14 protein-coding genes are annotated in these 19,029 nt (G+C 71.1%); 4 read left to right on the top strand and 10 right to left on the bottom strand.

What is annotated here, in order from left to right; all coding sequences use genetic code 11:
• The first annotated feature begins 517 nt into the window (after positions 1 to 517).
• A complete protein-coding gene (locus JHE00_RS28205) occupies positions 518 to 1,543 on the top strand; it encodes a hypothetical protein (RefSeq protein WP_200323847.1) in 1,026 nt (341 codons plus the stop codon).
• 4 nt (positions 1,544 to 1,547) lie between these two features.
• Here the strand turns inward: JHE00_RS28205 and JHE00_RS28200 are convergent, their stop codons facing one another.
• From JHE00_RS28200 to JHE00_RS28190, 3 genes are all read right to left on the bottom strand, one after another.
• On the bottom strand, positions 1,548 to 2,438 hold the full coding sequence (locus tag JHE00_RS28200) for a 1-aminocyclopropane-1-carboxylate deaminase/D-cysteine desulfhydrase (RefSeq protein ID WP_200323845.1): 891 nt from the start codon (positions 2,436 to 2,438) through the stop codon (positions 1,548 to 1,550).
• Between the two features lie 72 nt (positions 2,439 to 2,510).
• Positions 2,511 to 4,064 (bottom strand): alkaline phosphatase D family protein, encoded by a 1,554-nt coding sequence (locus JHE00_RS28195; protein WP_200323843.1) that lies wholly within the window; start codon positions 4,062 to 4,064, stop codon positions 2,511 to 2,513.
• Positions 4,065 to 4,083: 19 nt separating this feature from the next.
• Positions 4,084 to 4,728 carry an SH3 domain-containing protein gene (locus JHE00_RS28190; protein WP_200323841.1) on the bottom strand — a complete coding sequence of 215 codons (645 nt, stop codon included), beginning with the start codon at positions 4,726 to 4,728 and terminating at the stop codon, positions 4,084 to 4,086.
• 153 nt (positions 4,729 to 4,881) lie between these two features.
• On the opposite strand from JHE00_RS28190, the gene JHE00_RS28185 reads away from it, so the two are divergent.
• Both JHE00_RS28185 and JHE00_RS28180 read left to right on the top strand, forming a co-directional pair.
• Positions 4,882 to 7,797 carry an AfsR/SARP family transcriptional regulator gene (locus JHE00_RS28185; protein WP_307832151.1) on the top strand — a complete coding sequence of 972 codons (2,916 nt, stop codon included), beginning with the start codon at positions 4,882 to 4,884 and terminating at the stop codon, positions 7,795 to 7,797.
• Between the two features lie 140 nt (positions 7,798 to 7,937).
• The gene (locus tag JHE00_RS28180) at positions 7,938 to 9,041 is read left to right on the top strand and encodes a DUF8814 domain-containing protein (RefSeq protein WP_230425065.1); all 1,104 of its coding nucleotides are present in this window, start codon (positions 7,938 to 7,940) and stop codon (positions 9,039 to 9,041) included.
• 148 nt (positions 9,042 to 9,189) lie between these two features.
• Here JHE00_RS28180 and JHE00_RS28175 read toward each other — a convergent pair whose 3' ends face one another.
• The 3 genes from JHE00_RS28175 to JHE00_RS28165 form a co-directional block, all read right to left on the bottom strand.
• The gene (locus JHE00_RS28175; RefSeq protein ID WP_200323835.1) at positions 9,190 to 10,374 is read right to left on the bottom strand and encodes an LCP family protein; all 1,185 of its coding nucleotides are present in this window, start codon (positions 10,372 to 10,374) and stop codon (positions 9,190 to 9,192) included.
• Positions 10,375 to 10,550: 176 nt separating this feature from the next.
• Positions 10,551 to 11,246 carry an alpha/beta fold hydrolase gene (locus JHE00_RS28170; protein ID WP_372440503.1) on the bottom strand — a complete coding sequence of 232 codons (696 nt, stop codon included), beginning with the start codon at positions 11,244 to 11,246 and terminating at the stop codon, positions 10,551 to 10,553.
• Between the two features lie 11 nt (positions 11,247 to 11,257).
• Positions 11,258 to 13,126: an ABC transporter ATP-binding protein gene (locus JHE00_RS28165; protein ID WP_200323833.1), complete on the bottom strand. Its 1,869-nt coding sequence runs from the start codon at positions 13,124 to 13,126 to the stop codon at positions 11,258 to 11,260.
• Between the two features lie 176 nt (positions 13,127 to 13,302).
• Here JHE00_RS28165 and JHE00_RS28160 point away from each other — a divergent pair, with 176 nt between their 5' ends.
• Complete coding sequence (locus JHE00_RS28160) at positions 13,303 to 14,625, top strand: glycosyltransferase 87 family protein (protein ID WP_200323831.1); 1,323 nt, start codon at positions 13,303 to 13,305, stop codon at positions 14,623 to 14,625.
• On the opposite strand, the gene JHE00_RS28155 is transcribed toward JHE00_RS28160, so the two are convergent.
• From JHE00_RS28155 to JHE00_RS28140, 4 genes are all read right to left on the bottom strand, one after another.
• Positions 14,612 to 14,821, bottom strand: a complete 210-nt coding sequence (locus JHE00_RS28155) for a helix-turn-helix domain-containing protein (RefSeq protein WP_110339417.1) — start codon at positions 14,819 to 14,821, stop codon at positions 14,612 to 14,614. The genes JHE00_RS28160 and JHE00_RS28155 overlap by 14 nt on opposite strands.
• A gap of 191 nt (positions 14,822 to 15,012) precedes the next feature.
• Positions 15,013 to 16,641: an ABC-F family ATP-binding cassette domain-containing protein gene (locus JHE00_RS28150; RefSeq protein WP_200323829.1), complete on the bottom strand. Its 1,629-nt coding sequence runs from the start codon at positions 16,639 to 16,641 to the stop codon at positions 15,013 to 15,015.
• 139 nt (positions 16,642 to 16,780) lie between these two features.
• Complete coding sequence (locus JHE00_RS28145; RefSeq protein ID WP_307832150.1) at positions 16,781 to 17,449, bottom strand: acVLRF1 family peptidyl-tRNA hydrolase; 669 nt, start codon at positions 17,447 to 17,449, stop codon at positions 16,781 to 16,783.
• 7 nt (positions 17,450 to 17,456) lie between these two features.
• The gene (locus JHE00_RS28140) at positions 17,457 to 19,022 is read right to left on the bottom strand and encodes a deoxyguanosinetriphosphate triphosphohydrolase family protein (RefSeq protein WP_200323827.1); all 1,566 of its coding nucleotides are present in this window, start codon (positions 19,020 to 19,022) and stop codon (positions 17,457 to 17,459) included.
• Between the last annotated feature and the right edge of the window lie 7 nt (positions 19,023 to 19,029).

Genomic DNA, 19,029 nt, shown 5'->3' with positions numbered 1-19,029 from the left:
CTCGGGGCCCTGAGTTGCGGACTCGGCAGGGGATGTGTGACGAAACAACCGCCGGAACCACGACAGCTTGCGGTGACGACGGCGCGGCAACGCAGTCTGCAGAGTGAACCCCGGCGAGCCAGTGCGGGCGCGAATGCGAGCCCGGCAACGCAGGCAGCACGGTCCTGGCGGAGTCGCGAGCGGTACTGGGACCACCCGGTAGCCGCATACGGCCGCAGGATCAGTCCCTGTTCGGAAGGCGTGCCCGGCTTCGTCGTCGGTGACCGCGTGGTCACGGCCGTCCGCTGCGCTGGTAAACCATGAGATGAACCATTGCTCAGCTCGCGGTGCCATCGTTCACCTCTTTCATGTCCGTTCAAAGCGTGTCGCAGCACCACAAAACCCCAGTTCGGACGACCATTCCACCCTGGTCGGCAGTGATCTTGACGCACATATTTTCCCTGTTGAACTGGGATAAAATGCATCGCAGTGGAAACTACGTAGGGTCCGCGCAGTCGACGCCGGAAAGGGGCAGAAGATGCCGACCGCGATCCGCAGCGTGCGCCAGCAGCAACGGCAACTCAGCGCCGAACTGCGCGCCCGGGCCAAGACCTGGGCCGAGATCGCCAGCGAGTTCGCCGAGCGCTACCACGTCAACATGCGGGCGGCGTTCCGCCTGGCACACGGCTGGAGCCAACGCGAAGCCGCCGACTCCTGGAACGAGCGCTGGCCCGCCGATCCCAAGACGTTCAAGAACTTCTCCTACTGGGAGCAATGGCCAGCCGACACCGGCCACGCACCCTCCCTGGAGGTACTGAGCCGGCTCGCCGAGCTCTACACTTGCCAGCTGGCTGATCTCGTCAGCGACGTCGCCGACTTCCGCTCGGCCGACGAGGCCTACCGCCACAACGAACAACTCTCCGTTTTGGACAACGCTGGAAACACCGACTCAGCGATGCGTGAATTCGTGACGCGACTCGACCAGATCGACGTCCACGAACTGGCAACGATGGTCACCACCTGGGCCCGGAGCAATGGCAATAACGTCAACCGTCGGGCGCTGCTGCTGAAGGTCAGTGCTGCCTTGTCGCTGGCCTCAACCAGCCCGGCGCTTGCCGATGACGTCGAAGACAGTCCCGCTCCGGTCGCCCCGCCGCTCGACGACTTCTCCGGCATCTGGCACAGCCGCTACGTTTACCCCAGCACCGGCCGCGCCAAGAACTTCACCGGCGAGCACTACGTCGTCATGCGCCAGCACGGCGACCGGCTCATCGGTCAGAGCCTGCCCCACTCGATCGGCTCGCGTATGCGTCTGGAACTGGCCGTGCACAAGTCGGTCGCCACCGGCACCTGGCGCGAACAGACCTCACCAACTGGCTACTACAAGGGAGCGACCTACCACGGCACCATGCAACTGGTCATCGATCCGGCCGGCCGCCGGATGACCGGCCTGTGGCTCGGCTTCGGCCGCGACTTCACCATCAACAGCGGCCAATGGGAACTCGCCCTGTCCGAGACCACGATCTCGAAAGCCGCCCAGCGCGGCTACCACGACAAGGCGTAACGGCTCAGCTCAACACCGCCACGACCGTCGAACCGCGTGCGAACGCACCGGAGGCAACACGATCGAACAAGCCGTACATCATCTTTGCCTCATACACCCAGTCCAGCGTGATGCCGTGCCGTGTATCGAAGTCCGCGATGAAACTTCCCAGCTCGGGCTTATGCTTCGCGTAGCCGCCGAAGTGAAAGTCATGGACGAGAGCCCAATTCGCTGTCTCCACTCCGAAACCCTCACCCTGAAGCCGCCGCACCTCCGCGTCGAGGAACTGGCCACCCTTCAAGACAGCGAACCCGAGAGCGCGCTGGTTTCCGGTGAGCCCCGCAGCGATCCCAGCCACGGTGCCGCCGCTGCCGGTTGCACAACAGACGACGTCGAAGTCGATCTCGATCTCACCGGGAAGCTCAGCGCAGCCGCGCACACCCGGTCCGTTGCTGCCGCCCTCCGGCACCACACAGCAGGGTCCGAAATCGTCGACCAGCGCCGCCAGCACATCCGGCTCAGTTTTGCGCCGGTATGTCGTGCGGTCCAGGTAGGTCAACGTCATTCCCCGGTCAACGGCGTAGACCAGCGACTCGTTCAGCGGCAGATGCTCCTCGCCCCGAATGACACCAACGGTCTCGAACCCGAAGTAGTACCCCGCTGCGGCCATCGCCCGAACATGGTTCGAGTACGCACCACCGAAGGTCAGCAGACGACTGTGCCCCTGCTCCTTCGCTGCCGCCAGGTTGTACTTCAACTTCCGCCACTTGTTGCCTGATACCTCAGGATGAATCAGGTCGTCCCGTTTGAGGTAGACGCGCACCTCGTGCTCGTCCAGACGGAGGTCGCGCAGCTCCACCAGCGGCGACGGCAACACGACAGCCAGCCCACCCGTATCCGGCTCCGTCGTGCCCATAAATCAAGGGTAGGTCAAGCTGGTCGTGCGCTGTCCGACTCGCCCACCGGGGCGCCGGTGGGTGCGCGCGAGCTAGGCGGGTTTCAGTCCCGGCGTTCCCGCCTCCACGACGTAGCTGGCATCGGTGGTGATCTCCACCTTCGCCGGGTCCTGTTCCAGCGCGTCGGACACCACGCGGAAGTCGGCCTTGAGTTCGCCGGACGTCGCGGTGACCCGCACGTAGCCGCGTTCTCCCTGGCAGTACTTGATGTGCGGGTTGTTCGCCAGCCACTGTTCGCTCGGCGGTTCCGCGCCCGCACTCGTGCTCGACACCGATGTGGTGACCAGCTCCGAGCCGACCACGGCGCTGTCGTGGTCGAAGTAGTCCTGGCGCAGATCGGCCGCCCAGTGCCGGTGGACGTCGCCGGTCAGCACCACCATGTTCGGCACCCCCGCGTCCACCCAGCCCTGGGTGATGCGGTCGCGCGAGCCCTCGTAGCCGTCCCAGGCGTCGGTGTCGTCGCACGTGTCCTTGTCGCCGTCGCCGTCGCGCTGGGCGAAGAACACCTGCTGACCGAGGAAGTCCCACGTCGACGGCTGCGTGGCGAACGCGTCGAGCAGCCACTTCTCCTGCTCCGAGCCGGTGATCGTGCGGTCGGGGTCGCGCATCACGGAGCAGCTGTCGTCCTCGGCCTGCGCGTCGCGATGCTGGCGGGTGTCGAGCAGGTGGAACCGGGCGAGCTGACCCCACTGGAACCGCCGGTACAGCTGGATCTTCGCGCCGTCCGGCACGGCCGACGAGCGGATCGGCATGTTCTCGTAGAACGCCTGGAACGCCTCCTCCTTGCGCTGGGTCCCGGCGGGGCTCGACGTCGAGTTCCAGTTGTTGACCACCTCGTGGTCGTCGAACACGACGAGCCACGGCGCCGCCGCGTGCGCGGCCTGCAGGTCGGAGTCCGTCTTGTGCTGGCCGTAGCGGGCGCGGTACAGGGCGAGCGTCGTGGTCTCGTCGGTGACGGCGAGCCCCCGCACCTTCAGCTCCGGTTCCCGCCCCGACGGCTTCTCGTAGATGTAGTCGCCGAGGAACAGCACCAGATCCGGGTCGTCGTCGGCGATGCCGCGGTGCGCGTGGTACCAGCCCTCCTCCCAGTGCTGGCAGGACGTGAAGCAGTAGGTGAGGCTGTCCACCGCCGAGTCCGCCGCCGGTGCGGTGCGGGTGCGGCCCGCGGGCGAGAGGTGGCCCTCGGTGCGGAACCGGTAGAAATAGTCCCTGCCCGCCTCGAGCCCCTCGGGCTCCACGTGCACGCTGTGCCCCATCGCGCGCGAGGTGGACACCGTGCCGTTCTGCACCACCGAACCGAAGTTCTCGTCGGTGGCCAGCTCCCACTCCACGTCGTAGGCCGCGTCCGGCATGCCGCCGAACCCGTCCTCGTTGAGCGGCGCGGGCGCGAGGCGCGTCCACAGCACGACGCTGTCCGGCAACGGGTCACCCGAGGCCACCCCCAGTTGAAACGGGTCTCGGATTGCCGGTGCCGACGCGGCGGTCCTGGATCGTGCCCAGGCGGGCAGGGACGTGGGCAGCGTGACGGCTCCCGCCGCGGCCGCGACGCCGCCGAGCAGAACCAGCCGCCGGTTCACCTGTGCCATCGCGTGCCTCCGTTCTCGTTCACGCCGCGTAGTCGGTGATCGCGGGCCCACAGGACTCGAGATCGGGGTCGCTGTCGGAATAGTTGGCCACGCACACGCGGTAGTGGATCCATTCGCCCGAGGCCACCTCGACGGGACGCTCGACGTCCGTGCCGTTGCCCTCGGAGTTCCAGGCGTACTGCGGGCCCGCCCCGCCGTCGAGCCAGTACGTGACCACCGCGGACCTGCCGTCGGCTGCCTGGTCGTACACCACGAACCGCGGATCCGCGGAGTCGAACACCGCCTCACCGGCGCACGAGCCCGACGAGCACCGGGCGCTGCCGGTGCCGACGCCGCAGTCGGGCGCGGTCTGGGAGTCGGCGATCCGGACGTAGGCGCCCGAGACATATCCCTCGAGTTCGGGCACGTAGTCCCAGCGCGTGGTGGTGCCGACGGGACCGGAGACCTCGGGTCCCGTGGTGCGGCAGTCGATGCTCACCGCGGTGCCGTTCGCGACCTCGCCGACGTCGGTGGAGCTGGTGCTCGCCGCGCGGCGGACGGTCAGCGCCTCACCCCCGGTCTCGACCGTGCCGTCGACGGCCGCGGCCGCGGGCGGAGCCGCCAGTGCCAGTGCCGCCGCGGCGGCCAGTGCGGCGGCGGCGATGCGGATCGGTGAGCGCGCCATGTCCTCGAGCGTGCGGGACGGGTGTACATGTTTCGTACAAGGTGGCCTGTTCAGCGTTCACCAACCGGCCTACCTTTGGCACTGTCGGACCGTGCGGTCTGGACCTACGATCCGGGTTTGACCTGGTCCGCGCAGCGCTGGGGGTGGTCGAGCGTGACCGCGACTCTCTTCCGCCTGCTCGGCCCGCTCGAGGTCGTCGTCGAGGGACGGGCGGTCCCGCTCGGCGGGCGCAAACCCCGCATGCTTCTGGCCGCCCTGCTGCTGCAACCCGGCGTGACCGTGTCGAAGGACCATCTCGCCGAGGTGTTGTGGCCCGACTCCCCGCCCGCGTCCGCTGCCGCGAACCTTCGCACCTACGTGCACTTCCTGCGCGCCAGACTCGAGGGCAGCGGCGCGGGACTCGAGCGCAGCTCGTCCGGTTACCTGCTCACGGTGGAGCCGGGGCTGCTCGACACGACGCTGTTCGAGGACCGCCTCGCCGAGGCCCGCACGGCGCTGGGCGGCGCCGATCCCAGGTCCGCGCTCGCGCTGCTGACCGAGGCCGAACGGCTCTGGCGCGGCCCCGCACTCGCGGACCTGCCGCACAGCCACACGTGGGGCGCGCCGCTGGCCAGGCTCGCGGAGCTACGCCTCGGCGCGCACGAGCTGCGCCTGCGCACCCGCGTCGATCTCGGCGAGTACGAGGAGGCGGTCGCCGAGCTGCGGGGACTGCTCGAGAAACACCCGCTGCGCGAGGAGTTCTGGCTCCAGCTCGTCCGCGCACTCGACCTGGGAGGGCGCAGGGCCGAGGCGGTGACCGCCTACACCGAGGCCGAGCAGGTGCTGCGGGACGAGCTCGACGCCCGGCCCGGCCCCCGGCTGCGCGAGCTGTACGCCACCCTGAGCACCGCGCCCGCGCCCACGCGGCCGCCCCCGCCCGCTCCTGCCCAGGCGCCCGGGTGCAGGCTGCCGCTGAATCTGCCCGACTTCACCGGCAGACGGGACTGCGTCACCGAGCTGGCCGGGCTGATCCGGCGGCGCGGCACCGAGGGCCTGCCCACCGTCGCCGTGCTGTCCGGCCCGCCGGGGGTCGGCAAATCGGCCGTCGCCGTCCACGTGGCCCACGCCGTGCGGGAGGAGTTCCCCGACGGGCAACTGCACCTCGCCCTCGGCGGCACGACGGCCACGCCGCGCAGGCCCGGCGACCTGCTGGCCGAACTGCTGCGGGCGCTGGGCGTGCCGGACTCCACACTGCCGAGGCAGCAGACCGAGCGCGCCGCGCTGCTGCGGGCCCGGTTGACGACGGCGCGGTTGTGCGTCGTGCTCGACGACGCGGCCGACGCCGCACAGGTCCGGCCGCTGCTGCCCGGCGCGGGCACCTGCGCCGTGCTCGTGACGAGCCGCGCCCGCCTGCCCGACCTCGCCGGCGCCACGCCCGTCGAGCTCGACGTGCTGCCGCCCGCCGAGGCGAAGGGCCTGCTCACGGCCGTCGTCGGCGAGGACCGCGCGGCCGCCGAACCCGAGGCCGCCGACGAGCTGCTCGACTCGTGCGGGCACCTGCCACTCGCGATCCGCGTCGCGGGCGCGAAGCTCGCGCACCGGCCGGGCTGGACACTGCGGATGTTCGCCGACCGGCTGAGCGACGAACGCAGGCGACTCGACGAGCTGCGCGTGGGCGACCTGGCCGTGCGCGCGAGCGTGACCCTGAGCTACGACCAGCTGCCCGGCAGCGCCGCACGGGCCCTGCGCGGGCTCGGCTGTCTCGGCGCGGTGCGCTTTCCCGCCTGGGCCGCGGCGGCGGTGCTCGACCGGGTTCACGCCGACGACGTGCTGGACGTGCTGCTCGACGCACACCTCGTGGAGCCCGTCGGCACGGACGCGGCGGGCCGGCCCCGCTATCGCCTGCACGACCTGCTGCGCTGCTACGCCGCCGAGCGCGCCGAACACGACGACGGCGAGGCCAGACTCGACGTGGCGCGCAGGGTGCTGGAGGGCTACCTCGAGCTCGCACTGGAGGCCACCGAGCGCATGCCTGTGCGTTTCTTCGGCCTGCTGCCCGCGCGCGACGACCGGCGCTGGGTCCCCGACGAGTCGGCCGGGCTGCTCGCCGATCCGGTGGCGTGGTTCGAGGCCGAGCACCACACCGGCGTCGCCGCGGTGTCGCTGGCCGCGCGCCTGGGCCTCGACGACCTCGCCTGGCGGCTGGCCGCCGCGTTCCTGCCCTACTTCGACCTGCGCGACCACCACGACGACTGGATGAGCACCCACCGCATCGGACTCGACGCGGCCAAGCGCACGGGAGACGCCCGCGGGCAGGCGATCCTGCTGCGCAACCTCGGGCAGCTGCTGATCTACCAGGACGACTACGACGGCGCGCTGGCCTCGTTCATGCGCGCGCACGCGCTGTTTCTCGCGGAGGGCGACGAGCGCGGCGCCGCGGTGGCGCTGACCGGCAGGACGACCGTGCACCGCATCCTCGGCGAGCACGACGCGGGTCTGCGGTGCTGCCACGAGGCGCTGACTCTGTTCGCCCGCACCGGCGACCGGCACGGCGAGGCCGTGGCCAGGCTCGCGATCGGCAGCCTGTGGCTCGCGCGCGGCTGCACGGCGACGGCCGACCGCTGGTTCAGCGAAGCCAGGGAGCTCGCCGCCGAGCTCGGCGACCGGCACCGCCAGGCCCACGCCCTGCAACGGCAGGCGCTGCTGCACCAGCGCCGGGGCAGGCTCGGCGCGGCCAGGCAGCAGCTCGACGAGGCGATCGCGATCTTCACCGAGCTCGGCGACGACCGGTGCGTGGGCTACGCACACCAGAGCCTGGGCGAGCTGTGCCTGTGCAGCGGCGACCTGGCGCACGCGCAGCTGCTGCTCGTGAACTCGCTGTCGGCCACCCGGCTCTCGGGCGACCGGCGGTCCGAGGCCGAGGTCAGCGAGCGGCTCGGCGAGCTGCACGACGCGCTGGGTCAGCCGGAACGCTCCCGCCGCTACTACGCGAGCGCGCTGGCGCTGTGGCGGGAGCTCGACATCACAGAGCGCGCGCAGCGGCTGCTGCCCGGCCGGCGCGACGACGCATACACGGCGGGCAGAGCCTGAACATCCTTTTTGTACAGATCGTGTACCTCCCTGACCGAGACTGCGCCGCGTACCCCACCGGCGAGCTCGAAGGGAACCCCCGAATGCGCGGCCGCAGACTCCTTCCTCTCCTGGCGACCCCACTGGTCGCCCTCACCCCCATGATCGCCACGGCGGTCCAGGACACCGGCCCCTCCTGGACCGCCGAGGTCTCCACTGTGGATGCCGACGACACCGGCGTCCGCCACGACGGCACGGTGCTGACCACGACCCGGCCCGGCACCGGGTATCTCGTGCTGGCGCAACGGGATCTCGACCGGCCTGTCAACCGCGTCGTCGCCGACGTCGACGCGGTCGTGCCCGACGGCACGTCCGTGCGCGTGGAGGTTCGCGGCCTCGACGGCGACCGCTGGACGCAGTGGACTCCCGCGGGTTCCACTCTGGACCGCGCGGTCACCACCGTGCAGGCCCGCGTGGAACTCACGGCCACCGCCACCGCGGCGCCCGAGGTGCGCTCGGTCGGACTGCGCGGCGAGCAGGCGCCGGCCGCCCGCGCCGAGGTGGCCCAGGACGCGCTGACGTACGAGGTGTTCGCGACCCGCGAGGGCCTCGTCGGCGGCACCACGGCCAACGGCCACGTGATCACCGAGCGCGACCACTTCGTGGCGCTGCCGTCGGGCCGGTCACTGTCCCCGAAGGACACCGGCGACTACTCGGTGCGCGTGTGCCTCACCGACGGGAGCAGGTGCGCGTACGCGGCCGTCTGGGACGTCGGCCCGTGGAACACCAAGGACGACTACTGGAGCCCGTCGGACGAGCGGGAGATGTGGACCGACCTGCCGCAGGGCACGCCGCAGGCACAGGCCGCGCACGAGGACGGCTACAACGGCGGCAAGGACCAGTTCGACCGCACGGTCGCCAACCCAGCGGGGATCGACCTCGCCGACGGCACGTTCTGGGACGGCCTCGGCATGGACGACAACGGCTGGGTCAACGCCACCTATCTCTGGACGGGCTCAGGCGAGACCGGCGAGATCACCACCGACGGAGGGCCGCTCACGGTGCGCGCGGACGTGAGCACCGACTCCGGCGACGTCGGGCTCGCGGGCAACCGCGCGGGGGTGCCGCTCGAGTGCCAGGCCACGGGCACGTCGGTGACCGGTCCGGAGGGCACCACCGATGTCTGGTACCGCATCGGGCCGGGTCACCACGTGTCGGCCGCCTTCGTCGACGCGGGCTCGGCGGGCGACGTGCCCGCCTGCTAGCGGGCGCGCCGACGCCGTCGGTTCCCGCTCGGACCGGTCACCGTCGGCCACCGGCTCGGCTCGGTGGTGTTGCCCTCGGCGCCCGCCGCGTGGAGCACAGCGACGGAGTCCGGTCCGAGCGGGACCGAGCACCACCGCCGGACAGGCGCTAGTCGACGATCGCGCTGTCGGGCACCGGGGTGTCGTTGCGGAAGGCGTCGAACAGCTGCTGCGACTTCTCCTCGTCCCAGTACTCCGCCGAGCTCGACGTGGTGGGCATCGTCGTGGTCACCACACCACCGTCGGAGATACCGCGCATGGCCCACGCCAGACCCAGCAGGTTGTGCAGGTGGTCGTCGGTGTCCATCGTCAGCGCGTCCGGCGCGTCGGCCAGCAGCGGGAACACGGAGAACGGGTTCAGCAGCGTGCCGGGGCTCGCCATCTGGCTGGCCATCGCGCCGATGAACTTCCGCTGGTTGGCCACCCGGTCGAGGTCCGAACGCGGGGTCGCCGTGCTGTAGCGCATCCGGACGAAGCCCAGCGCCTGAGCGCCGTCGAGCGTCTGCGCTCCCGCGGGGATGACGAGGCCGGTCTTGGTGTCGCGCATCTCGTCGGGGATGTCCATCTCGACCCCGCCCATCGCGTCGACGAGGTTGGCGAACCCGCCGAAGCCGATCTCGGCGTAGTGGTCGAGCCGCAGGCCCGTGGCCTGCTCGATGGTCTGCGCGAGCAGCGGCGCGCCGCCGAACGCGAACGCCGCGTTGATCTTGTTGGTGCCGTAGCCAGGGATCTCGACCTGCGAGTCGCGCGGCAGGCTCAGCAGCGTGGGCGCGGTGTCGTTGTCCGGGATGTGAGCGATCATGATCGTGTCGGTGCGCTGACCGCCCGCGTCGCCGGTGCTCAGCTCCGCCTGCTGGTCGGCGTCGAGGCCCGCGCGCGAGTCGGAACCGACGATGAGCCAGTTGGTGCCCGCGGCGGCCGCGGGCCTGCCCTCGTACTCGCCGGGCAGCGCGTCGATGCGGTTGATGGAGAACTCGAGATAGGCCCACACCGCGCCGAGGAACAGCACGAACACCAGCAGCAGGCACATCAGGACCTTGCCGAACGACCAGCGCCTGCGCTTGGGTTTCGGCGGAGCCGGCCGCTCACCGCCCGGCGGCGGCTGGTGCGGCGGGCCGTCGGGCAGCGGCGCCATCCGGGTCGGCTGGTGTGGACGTTGCGGCGGGCCCTGGCGCGCCCGGTCGCTGCCGGGCACGGGCAGCATCTGCGCGCTCTGGTGCTGCCTGGGGCCACGGGGCGGGCGGCGGTTGCCGCCCGGGGGCTGCTGGCCGCCGTAGTGTCCGCCGTACGTCATCGCCGTCTCCCGATCGGTGTCGTGCCGCGTCCGTGCGGGACTACTAAACCGCACGGCCCCCGACAATGGACGCATGGTCCCCCGATCGGGTTGTGTCCGACACGCCGCTCAGTGACAGCCCAGGTCGGAGCCTCTTTTTCAGAGCCGGCGTCCCGGTCGAGCCCGGCGTGCCCCGCTCAGAGCGCGAGTCGCAGTCGCAAGTCCGCCGGAGCGCTCCACGCCGAAGCGGGCACACCGTCCTGACCCGGCCAGTCCAGCTCCCCCGCCGCGAATCCCGTCACGAACCGGTTCCACACCGCGGACTTGCGCAGCATGGCGTGGCCCTCGTCGGCCACCTCGAACCGCGCGAGCCTGGCCGCCGTGCCCGCCGCGCGCCTGGCGTAGGCGTGGGAGGCCTCGGGGCTGGTCATCCGGTCGCGCGTGCCGTGGGCGATCAGCACCGAGCGGTCACGCACCGGCTCCACCGGCTCACCCTCGGGAGTCCACGGTGCGAGCGCGCACACCGCGGTCACCGCCGGGTCGTCGGCCACCCGCAGCGCGACCCTGCCGCCCATCGAGTGACCGACCAGCAGCACGGGCACGTCGGGAGTCTCGGCGCGGATCCGGTCGAGCGCCCAGCGGGCGTCGCGCACCGGGTCGAGTGTGGGCGCGTTCCACCCGCGCACGCGGTTGCGCAGCAGCCGCACCTCGAGCCCCTGAGCCGCACCGGCCGCGTGCAGCGCCTTCGCGAAGGGCACCATCCGCAGGTAGGCGAGCCGCCAGGGCCGCACGACGGCGGTTCCGTGTTCCGACCCGCCGTGCAGCACCAGTGCCACCGCGCGCGCCGGAACCGGCGACCGCCGGACGGCCATCGCCGGTTCGTCGTCGATCACTCACGTCCTCCTCACGCCGCGGTGGGCGCATTCTGGCGGAACTGCGTCCGGTGCAGTTCCGCGTACCGGCCTCCCGCGGCGAGCAACTGCTCGTGCGTACCCTGCTCCGCCACGCGGCCTGCTTCCACCACCATGATGCGGTCAGCGGCCCGGATGGTGGACAGCCGGTGGGCGATAACGATCGCGGTGCGCCCGTCGAGCGCGTCGGTGAGGGCCTCCCCGACCGCGGCCTCGGACTCCGAGTCGAGGTGGGCGGTGGCCTCGTCGAGCACCACGACCCTGGGCTGCGCCAGCAGCAGGCGGGCGATCGTGAGCCGCTGGCGCTCGCCGCCGGAGAGCCGGTAACCGCGCTCGCCGATGACCGTGTCGAGCTGGTCGGGCAGCGACCGCACCAGCGCGGTGAGCCTGGCCCGGTCGAGGGCGTGCCAGATCTCGGGGTCGGTGGCGCCGGGCGCGGCGTAGGCGAGGTTGTTGCGGATCGTGTCGTGGAAGAGGTGCCCGTCCTGGGTCACCACGCCCACGGTCTCGCGCACCGAGTCGAACGTGAGGTCCCTGACGTCCACACCGGACAACCGTACGGTTCCCGCGTCGACGTCGTAGAGACGCGGCACCAGCGAGGCGATGGTGGACTTGCCCGCGCCGGACGAGCCGACCAGCGCCACCAGCTCTCCCGGCTCGGCCCGCAGGCTCACGCCGTGCAGCACGTCCTCGCCACCCCGGTTGTCCAGTGTGGACACGTCTTCCAGGGAGGCCAGCGAGTACTTCTCCGCCGAGGGGTACGCGAAGCGCACGTCGTCGAGCTCCACCGACACGCCACCCGAGGGCAGCGCCCGCGCGTCGGGCTTCTCCCTGATCATCGGGTCGAGGTCGAGCACCTCGAAAACCCGCTCGAACGACACGAGCGCCGTCATCACGTCCACCCGCACGTTGGCCAGCGCCGTCAGCGGCGTGTACAGCCTGGTCAGCAGCAACGCCAGCGCCACGACGGTGCCGGGCGCGAGGTCGCCGCGCAGCGCCAGCCAGCCGCCGAGCCCGTAGACCAGCGCCTGCGCGAGCGCGGACACCAAGGTCAGGCTCGTCATGAACCAGCGCGTCAGCATCGCGGTGCGCACCCCGATGTCGCGCACCCGCCCGGCCCGCGCGCCGAACTCGTCGGCCTCCGCGCGCGGCCTGCCGAACAGCTTCACGAGTGTGGCCCCCGGCGCCGAGAACCGTTCCGTCATCTGCGTGGTCATCGACGCGTTGAGCTCGGCCGACTCCCGCTGCAGGTCCGCCATGCGCCTGCCGAGACGCCGCGCGGGCAGCACGAACACCGGCAGCAGCACCAGTGCCAGCAGGGTGACCTGCCAGGACAGGGTGACCATCACGGCCAGCGACAGCACGAGCTGGATCACGTTGGTGACCAGGCCCGACAACGTGGCCGTGAACGTGCGCTGCGCGCCGATCACGTCGTTGTTGAGCCTGCTCACCAACGCGCCGGTGCGGGTGCGGGTGAAGAACGCGACCGGCATGCGCTGCACGTGCTCGTACACCGCGCGGCGCAGGTCGAGGATCAGTCCCTCGCCGATGCGCGCCGACTGCCAGCGTTCGGCCAGCCCGAGTCCCGCGTCGGCGATGGCAAGTCCCGCGATCGCCAGCGCCAGCAAGATCACGATCGAGGCGACTCCCCCACCGACGATCTCGTCCACCACGCGGCCGGCGAGCAGAGGCGTGCTCACGGCCAGCACGGCGGAGACCACCGTCAGCCCGAGGAAGATCCCGAGGCGGGCCCAGTGCGGCCGGGCGAAGCTCGCGATGCGACGCACGGTTCCCTTGCGCAGCCCCCTCGGCGCGTCCGCCGATCTCATCGCGCCACTCATCAGTGTCCAGGTGTTATCCATGCGTCCCCAGCCTCTCCGTGCTCCGCGCCGAGCGTGCAATATCTCGACAATACTTGAGATCTTGCACCCATATGCCCTGGACAACACAGTGTCCTACGTGATCCTTCCCGCAGCCGGGAAAAATTCTCCCCCGGTCGCCTCCTGGCGGTCGTGGCCCCTCGCTAACCTGGCGCACCATGGGGAGTCGCGGGGTCGGACAGTGGATACGCCAAGGCTGGGCGGAACGCCCGCTGCGCCTCGACCTCGCGCTCTACGCCATCGCCGCGGGTTACGCGCTCGCGCTGGCACTCACCGACAAGCACTACGGCTTCCGGATCTGGGCGAACTTCGCCGTCGCCGCCTACACCCTCGCGCTGGCGCACACGTGCTGGCTGCGGCTGACGCCGCGCCGCGAGGGCGGCTGGTGGCGCTCGCGCTGGCTGGGGATCGGCGCCGTCGGAGTGGTCGGCATGCTGGCCCCGCTGGTGTTCCTGCTCGTGCGCAGGCTCACGGGCGTGGACTGGCTGGAGACCCCGTGGTCGTGGAGCGCGCAGCCCGAGGTGTGGGTGATCGAACGCTCGGCGAGCCTGTTCCTCGACACCGGCACGCCCTACGTCGACGTGGGCGCGCTCGGCAGACCCCCCGAGGTGAACGACTACACGCCCTACGGCCCTGTGATGACGGTGTTCGGACTGCCGAGGGCGCTCGCGGGCGGCACGCCCGTCACCGACGTGCTGACGGACGCGCGGCTGTACTTCGCCCTCACCGCCGTGCTGTGCGCGTGGGGCGCGTGGCGGCTGCTGGGCAAGCCGAGGATTCCGGTCCGCGCGGCCCAGCTCGTCGCGGTGTTCCCGCTCACCGCTCTGACGTTCGCGACAGCGGGCCCCGACCTGGCGATCGTGAGCCTGCTCGTACTGGGTGCCGCACTGGCCGCAACGGACCGGCCGGCGCTCTCAGCCGTCGTGCTGGCGCTGGTCACAAGCGCGAAGCTCATCGTCGCGCCCGCCGCCGTCGTACTCGGGATCCTCGTGCTCGCCCGGCTGGGGCGGCGTGCCCTGCTGCGCTTCGTACTGGTGCTGCTCGCCGTCTGCGCGGCGGTGAACGTGCCGGTGTACCTCGTGCATCCGGAGGCGTTCCTCGAGCACGTGATCCGGTTCCCGGCCGGACTCGGAGCGGTCACCTCACCCGCGGCGAGCCCACTTCCGGGTCATCTCATCGCCAGCGCCGGTCCGATCGGTAAGGCGTTCACGTTCGGGCTGCTCGGTGCAGCGGCTCTGGCGATCATGTGGTGGATCATCCGGCGACCTCCCGTCACCGGTGGGGACGCACTCCTTCGTATCGCGGTCGGCCTGGGCACCTTCACGATGCTCACGCCGGCCACCCGATTCGGTTATCTGGTGTATCCGGTAGTCCTGTTGGGCGCGATGTTGTGTTTCCCGAGCCGGGAGTCGGCCTCCCGCGTCGCCGCGACGCCCGGCGCCGGCACCTCGTCCGAGTCGACTCCCTTTACTTCTTCTTGACGCGCGTCGCGCCGCCGCGACCGCGGAGCTGGACCCCGGATTCCGAGAGGACCCGGTGCACGAAACCGTAGGAACGGCCCGTGGACTCCGCGAGTGAGCGAATGCTCGCCCCCTTCTCATATTTCTTCTTCAGGTCGGCGGCCAACTTGTCGCGCGTGTTTCCGGTGATCCGCGCACCCTTCTTCAGGTCTGCCACGTCGATCCACCTTCCGCCCGTATGGTGTTTCGGGCCACATTCGACCCCTGCCGCCGCAATGATCGAACACTGAGCGGCGGAATGCCAGACGACGGGCCAAAAACCTTCCGAAACTGCGAAGATATTGGGCCGATTCAGTGTTTGCCGAACATCAACTAACGATCTGGACGGCTATTTGGCATCAAGCCAACTCACGCGAGCTGCACAAGTTCCAGATAATCAGGGGACCAGTGGTCTTCAGTACCGTCCGGTAGCAAGATCACGCGTTCGGGTTCCAACGCCTCGACCGCACCCGGGTCGTGCGTCACGAGTACGACCGCTCCGGTGTAGCTGCGCAACGCGTCCAGCACCTGCTCGCGGCTCGCCGGGTCGAGGTTGTTGGTGGGCTCGTCCAGCAGCAGCACGTTCGCCGCGCTCGACACCAGACCCGCCAGCGCCAGGCGGGTTTTCTCGCCACCAGACAGGGTTCCGGCCGGCTGGTCGAGCTGTTCGCCGGTGAAGAGGAACGAGCCGAGCAGGTTCCGCAGTTCCTGCGCTCCCGTGTCGGGCGCGAGATGGCGCGTGTTCTCCCACACCGTCGCGTCGTGGTCGAGAGTCTCGTGTTCCTGGGCGTAGTAACCGAGACGCAGACCGTGACCCGGCACCACGCGGCCCGTGTCGGCGGGCTCCATGCCGCCGAGCAGCCGCAGCAGCGTGGTCTTGCCCGCACCGTTGAGCCCCAGCACGACCACCTTCGAACCGCGGTCGATCGCCAGGTCGACGCCGGTGAAGATCTCCAGCGAACCGTAGGACTTCGACAATTCCTCGGCCGTGAGCGGCGTCCTGCCACACGAGGCGGGTGCGGGGAACTTGATGCGCGCCACCTTGTCGGACTGGCGCTCGTCGTCGAGGCTCGCGAGCATCTGCTCGGCCCTGCGCGCCATGTTCTTCGCGGCGACGGCCTTGGTGGCCTTGGCACCGAGTTTGGCCGCCTGCTGCTGCAGCGCCGAGGCCTTCTTTTCGGCGTTGGCACGCTCGCGGCGGCGGCGCTTCTCGTCGGTGGCGCGCGCCTCGAGGTAGCGCTTCCAGCTCATGTTGTAGTTGTCGAGCTCGCCGCGGGTCGCGTCGAGGAACCACACCTTGTTGACGACCTCGCCCAGCAGCTCGACGTCGTGGCTGATCACCACGAGCCCGCCGTCGTGGGACTTGAGGAAGCCGCGCAGCCAGTTGATCGAGTCGGCGTCGAGGTGGTTGGTGGGCTCGTCGAGCAGCAGGATCGTGCCCGACTTGCCGCCCGCGCCCGCCTCGGAGGCCGCGAACAGGATGCGGGAGAGCTCGACGCGCCTGCGCTGGCCACCCGACAGGGTGCGCAGCGGCTGGGTGAGGATGCGCTCCTCGAGTCCGAGGTTGGCGCAGATGCGGGCGGCCTCGCTCTCGGCGGCGTACCCGCCCAGCGAGGAGAAGCGCTCCTCGAGCCTGCCGTAGCGGCGCACCGCCTTGTCGCGCTCGTTGTCGTCGACGAGCTCGGCCATGGCGGTCTGGGCCTTCTCCATGTCCCGCACGAGCACGTCGAGGCCTCGCGCGGACAGGACGCGGTCCTTGGCGCTGACGGACAGATCGCCCTCGCGCGGGTCCTGCGGGAGGTAGCCGATCTCGCCGCCGTGCTGGACGGCGCCCGCGTAGGGCTCGCCCTCGCCGGCGAGCACCCTCAGCGTGGTGGTCTTACCCGCGCCGTTGCGGCCGACCAGGCCGATGCGGTCGCCGGGCTGGATGCGCAGTGCGGTGTCGGAAAGGAGCACGCGCGAACCTGCGCGAAGCTCGAGGCCGGTGGCCGTGATCAAGGAGAACTCCGTGGCGTCGAGGCGGAAACTAGGGCAGCGTGAACAACCCGCTCGGGGCGGGGCTGCTACTCGAGGCGAACGACCACGACAGCCAGTGTACGGACCGGGGTCCAGTGGCTTTACCCGGCGGTGATCGGACTCACCTGAGCACGATCTCCACGGCGAGCGTCCGCCGCGCCGCGTCGTCGAGCACGGTCCTGCGCGGCTCGGCGATGTCGAGCACCCGAGGGGCCGCCAGCGCGAACAGCGGGGCCAGCCTGCGGTCGGCGCGCAGCTCGTCGAGTGCCTTGCGATCGCCGCCGAGCACCACGCCGTCCAATTCGGACACGTGCGGCAGCAGGACCTCGGCCGCGTCGTCGGCGGCCGCGCGCAGTGCCTGCCGTGCCTGGCCCTCCCTGCGGCGCGCGAACCGCTGCTGCGACCACCCGCCCGCCGCGTTGCGGCCGTGGACGAGTCGCCGGTCGGTTCGCGAGAGCACCACCTCGCCCCGCTGCGCGACGCCGACGCTGTGCCCGCCGAGCCGCACGAGCAGCAGGCCGATCCTCCGGTCCAGACTGGCGTGCTCGACCAGCGGCGCCACGGCGAGCCCCTCGTGCTCGCGGTGCTCGCCCTCGACGCCCAGCGGTGGGAACGGCACGGCCGCGGTCGCCGTGGTGCCGTTGCCGCCGGTCACCACCACCTCCTCGGCCCCCAGCACCGTGCTCACCACGCCGTCGTTGCGGGTCGCGAAGCGCTCGAACCACCCGGCGAGCCGGTCGGGCTCCACCTCGACGGCACGGCCGCCGCCCCGCACCTGCCGCGCGCTCACCGGACTCTCACAGAACGAACGACTCCGACCACGGCTGCGCGGCGTGGCCCGAGATCGCGTCGAGCATGCTGGCCGCCTGACGGTCGGTCAGCGAGGCCACGAAGTCCACCACCGCGCGTCCTCGCGCGAGCGAGCGCACGGCGTCGGCTCCGCTCACCGGCTCCCCCGTGGCCCCCACCAGCAGTTCGGGCGAGCGGTCGGCGAGCGCGGTGTACTCCAGGTGCGCCAGCGCCACGAGGTCGTGCAGCCTGCGCGGAAGCCTGCGGGCCTCGTCGCGGTCGGTGAGCCACGCGTCGAGCGCGTCCACGAGGTTGGTGATCATGCTGGCCTGGCCGCGCTGGTGCAGGGCCAGATCCGGCCGCTGCAGCACGAACCGGCGGTGCACGAACTTCAGCACCTGCACCTCGTGCCACTGCGCGGTCCGCAGCGTGACGTGCCCGGTGCGCGTCGGCGGCGCGGGCGTCACCAGCACGCCGTCCACGAGGCGCGCGGTCCAGCGAGCCGAGAACGTGGCCATCGCCTGCTCGGCTTCGATCGAACCGTCGAACGGGATGGCCAGCAGATCGTCGACCAGCTCCGCCCGCACGCGCGCCACAGCGTGGGCGAACGCGTCGTCGTCGACCACCCACGAGTCCTTGAGGTGCATGCGGCGGCGCAGGTACTCCAGCGAGCGCCCGGGGTTGCGGTGCTCGTCGTGCAGCGCGGCCGAGGGCAGGTCCGCGAGCTCGCCCGCGTGCGCGAGCCACTGGCCGAGCTCGGTGGCGACGGCCGCGTGCTGCAGCACGCCGATGCGGTGGAAGTCCTGGATGTCGTGGATGGCGTAGGCGATGTCGTCGGCCAGGTCCATCACCGAGGCCTCGACGGTCTGCTGCCAGCGCTCGATCAGCCCCGCGAACGGCGCCCGCGAGTGCTCAAGGTCCTCCAGCTCCGTGGTGTAGGCCGAGAACTTCACCGAGCCCGTGCCGGGCGCCTCGTCCGGTTCGGCGGCTCCCCGGGGCGGGATGCTCAGCGCCGCCGGGTGCGGGTCCGGATAGTGCAGCCGGGCCCACGGGTACTTCAGCAGCGCGGCGCGCACCGCCGCCGTCAGGTTCAGCCCCTGCGGCGTGGGCCCGCCGACCTCGGTCTTGGTGACGATGCGAAACGTCTGCGCGTTGCCCTCGAAGCCGTCGGGCAGCCCGTAGCGGTGCCGCGCGACGCGGTCGAGCACCTGCTCGCCGAGGTGGCCGAACGGCGGGTGCCCGAGGTCGTGGCCCAGCGCGGCGGCCTCGGCGACGTCGGGGTCACAGCCGCCGAGCTTGGCGACGATCTCGCCCGTGTCGCCCTGCGCCGTGACGCGCTCCGCGATCGCCCGCGCCACCTGCGCGACCTTGAGGCTGTGGGTGAGCCGGTTGTGCAGCAGCCCCGACCCGCCCGCGCTGACGACCTGGGTGACACCGCCGAGGCGAGCGAAGAACGGCGAGGCCGCGATCCGGTCGCGGTCGAGCCGGAAGGGACTGCCGATCAGGTCGGCGAACCCACCCGACTCCGCGGCCTCGTCCCTGCGCCGCGCCCTGGCATCGCGCTCGTCGTTCATGCGCACA

Source organism: Prauserella cavernicola (assembly GCF_016595675.1).
In the GTDB taxonomy this organism is placed as follows: Bacteria; Actinomycetota; Actinomycetes; order Mycobacteriales; family Pseudonocardiaceae; genus Prauserella_A; species Prauserella_A cavernicola.
This window is presented reverse-complemented; position numbering and strand designations above follow the sequence as displayed.

Coding starts and splice junctions, on each gene's coding strand:
- JHE00_RS28205 (WP_200323847.1), top strand. CDS start 518: ATGCCGACCGCGATCCGCAGCGTGCGCCAGCAGCAACGGCAACTCAGC.
- JHE00_RS28200 (WP_200323845.1), bottom strand. CDS start 2,438: ATGGGCACGACGGAGCCGGATACGGGTGGGCTGGCTGTCGTGTTGCCG.
- JHE00_RS28195 (WP_200323843.1), bottom strand. CDS start 4,064: ATGGCACAGGTGAACCGGCGGCTGGTTCTGCTCGGCGGCGTCGCGGCC.
- JHE00_RS28190 (WP_200323841.1), bottom strand. CDS start 4,728: ATGGCGCGCTCACCGATCCGCATCGCCGCCGCCGCACTGGCCGCCGCG.
- JHE00_RS28180 (WP_230425065.1), top strand. CDS start 7,938: ATGATCGCCACGGCGGTCCAGGACACCGGCCCCTCCTGGACCGCCGAG.
- JHE00_RS28175 (WP_200323835.1), bottom strand. CDS start 10,374: ATGACGTACGGCGGACACTACGGCGGCCAGCAGCCCCCGGGCGGCAAC.
- JHE00_RS28165 (WP_200323833.1), bottom strand. CDS start 13,126: ATGGATAACACCTGGACACTGATGAGTGGCGCGATGAGATCGGCGGAC.
- JHE00_RS28160 (WP_200323831.1), top strand. CDS start 13,303: ATGGGGAGTCGCGGGGTCGGACAGTGGATACGCCAAGGCTGGGCGGAA.
- JHE00_RS28140 (WP_200323827.1), bottom strand. CDS start 19,022: ATGAACGACGAGCGCGATGCCAGGGCGCGGCGCAGGGACGAGGCCGCG.